The sequence below is a fragment of the Kitasatospora sp. NPDC059747 genome, assembly GCF_042732955.1.
Classification (GTDB): Bacteria; Actinomycetota; Actinomycetes; order Streptomycetales; family Streptomycetaceae; genus Kitasatospora.
In genome coordinates, this window is the sequence record NZ_JBHWGV010000260.1 from 1 (window position 1) to 2,713 (window position 2,713).

The 2,713-nt window shown below is 75.5% G+C and carries 1 protein-coding gene; it reads left to right on the top strand.

Annotation, left to right across the window (positions count from 1 at the left end; all coding sequences use genetic code 11):
• Window positions 1–129: 129 nt before the first annotated feature.
• Window positions 130–2,709: an ATP-binding protein gene (locus ACFV4G_RS43310; RefSeq protein ID WP_380449142.1), complete on the top strand. Its 2,580-nt coding sequence runs from the start codon at window positions 130–132 to the stop codon at window positions 2,707–2,709.
• Window positions 2,710–2,713: the final 4 nt, after the last annotated feature.

Consider the following 2,713-nt stretch of genomic DNA (forward strand, 5'->3'; position numbering starts at 1 on the left):
CAGCGTCAGTTGTTTATAAGAGACAGCAGCCGCGCAGCGGCCCCCGCCCCCACCCGCAACCGCCTGCCCGCCCCGGGATTTTGGCAATCGTTTTGTCAACTTGTTCATACGATCAACTACCCTGCCGACATGCGCATCACTTCGCCGGTCACCATCGGCCGTCAGGAAGAAATCTCCCTGCTGGAGAGATCCTTGACGCAGCTTCGGGAGAGCACCGGCCGCACGGTGTTCCTGGTCGGCGAGCCCGGAATCGGCAAGTCCCGGCTGGTCGACCACTGCGTCCAGCAGGCGGCGGACCGCGGCATCCCGGTGCTGCGCGGCCGCGGCAGCATCACCGGCGGCGGAACCCCGTTCCGTCCGCTGTTGGAGGCGCTGTCCTCGCACTTCCGCACCACCGCCCCACCCGCCGACCCCGAACTGCTCCCCTACCGTTCGGCCCTGGCCCGGGTCGTCCCGGAATGGCGGAACGCCGCCGCCCCCGGCCGGACCGAGAGCGTCGTCGAACTGGCCGAGGCGCTGCTGCGCCTGCTCGCCGTGATCGGCCGGGACGGCGGCTGCGTCCTCGCCCTGGAAGACCTGCACTGGGCGGACTCCGAGTCCGTCGCCGTCACGGAGTACCTCGCCGACAACCTCGGCCGCCTGCCCGTCCTCCTCCTCGCCACCGTCCGCCCGGACCCGGGCACCGCACTGAACCTCGCGCGGAGCACCGAGCGCCGTCGCGTCGCCACCGTCGCGACGCTGCGGCCGCTGACCGCTCCCGAGATAAGAGCCCTGGTGGCCGGCTGCCTGGACGCCCCGGCCGCCGACGTACCGGACGCCGTCGTGGAGCGGCTGGTCGCCCGCAGCGACGGCAACCCGTACCTCGCCGAGGAACTCCTCGCCGACCTGGTCGACTCCAAGCTGCTGAGCACCACCACCGACGACCCACAGGCCGCCGACGGCCCACAGGCCACCAACCGCTCACAGGCCGCCGGCGGCTGGCACGTCACCGGCGACCTCGACACCACCGTGCCGACCACCGTCGTGCAGAGCTTCGGCCACCGCCTCCTGCAAGTCGACCCCCCGCTGCGCGACTTCCTCCTCCTGGCGGCCACCATCGGCCCGCGCTGCTGCGTCTCCGCCCTGCGGACCGTCACCGGACTCGACGACCCCACCCTGTTCAGCCGCCTCCGGGCGGCGACCGAGGCGCACTTCCTCGTCCCCGACGACTCCTCGCCGCACGACTACGCGTTCCGCCACGCGATCACCGTCGACGCCGTGCTCGCCGGCATCCCCGCCGCGCAGCGCGCCGCACTCGCCCGCCGGGCCGCCGACGCGCTGCGCGAGGACGGGCCGCCGACCCCCGACCGGTGCCAGCTGGTCGCCGACCTGCTCGTCACCGCGGACGACCGCCCGGGCGCGGCACTGCTGCTCGCCGAGGCCGGTCGGCTGACGATGGCCGACGGCGCCTCGGCGTCGGCGGTGCTGCTGCTGGAACGGGCCGAGTCGCTGGCCGGCCCGGCGCACCGGGCGGAGATCACCGAGTCGCTGGCGCACGCGCTCGCCGAGGACGGCCGGTTGGACCGGGCGTTCGCGCTGGCCGGCACGCTGCCGACGCTCGGTTCGACGACGCTGGCCGCCGACCGCATGGTCGCCCTGCACACGCGGCTGGCCTGGGCCGCCGTCGTGGCCGAGCGGAGCGCGGAGACGGTCGCCCAGGTGGCCGCGGCCCGGGCCCGGCTGCACAACGGCGGCGCGCCGGAGCAGGCCGCCGCACTGGCGGTCGTCGAGGCGCACCTGGCACTGCTGCCCGGCGAGGAGGAGCGGCTGCCGGACGCCGAGCGGCTCGCCGAGGAGGCCGCGGACATGGCCGAGCGGGCCGGGCTGCCGGTCCTGGCCTGCCAGGCCTGGCAGGTGCTCGCGATGCTCTCCCGCACGCACGGCTTCGACGTCGCCGACGGCTGCCTGGAGCGGATGCTCGCCGTGGCCGAGACGCACGGGCTGCCGGGCTGGCGGTTCGAGGCGCTGATCCGGCTGGGCGGCAACGCGTTCATGCGCACCGGCGAGGCGCGGCGGCTGGAGCAGGCGAGGGCGGCGGCCGAGGACCTCGGCTCGATCGTGCTGAGCCAGCGCACCGAGGGGTTCCTGGCGATGCACGCCGTCCTCTCGGGCGACCCGGCGACGGCCGAGGAGATCATCGGGCGGTGCCTGGACGCGGCCGGCCGGATGCGCAACCACGCGACGCACCGCTACCTGCTGCTGACCTCCGCGACGCTGGCCGCCCACCAGGGGCGGCGGCGCACGATGGAGCACGTCCTGCGGGCGTTCCGGCAGGCGGGCGGCGAGGGTTCACTGCTGACGCCGGTGATGCTCGGCCTGTGCCGGGCCATGTGCGCGCTGCTGGAGGAGGACCGCGCGACGGCGGACGCCGAGTTCGCGGCGGCGGCGGCCTGGGAGGCCGAGCACCCGAACGTCTACTTCCTCGCCGGGCGGTACGGCCTGCGCCCGCTGCTGGCGGTGCTGGCCGGCACGGCGGGCTGGGCCGAACACGCCGCCGTCGCCGCGTCGCCGGGCGCCGAACTCGCGTGGAACCGGCAGTTCCTGGACCTCGCCGAGGCGGTGCTGCTGGGCCGGGAGGGCCGGGCCGCCGAGGCCGCCGAGGCGGGCGGGGCCGCCGGCCAGGAGCCCGCCCGCACGTTCCGCCCCGGCCGGCGCCGCACGCGGTCCTAGCGCC

Coding starts and splice junctions, on each gene's coding strand:
- ACFV4G_RS43310 (WP_380449142.1), top strand. CDS start 130: ATGCGCATCACTTCGCCGGTCACCATCGGCCGTCAGGAAGAAATCTCC.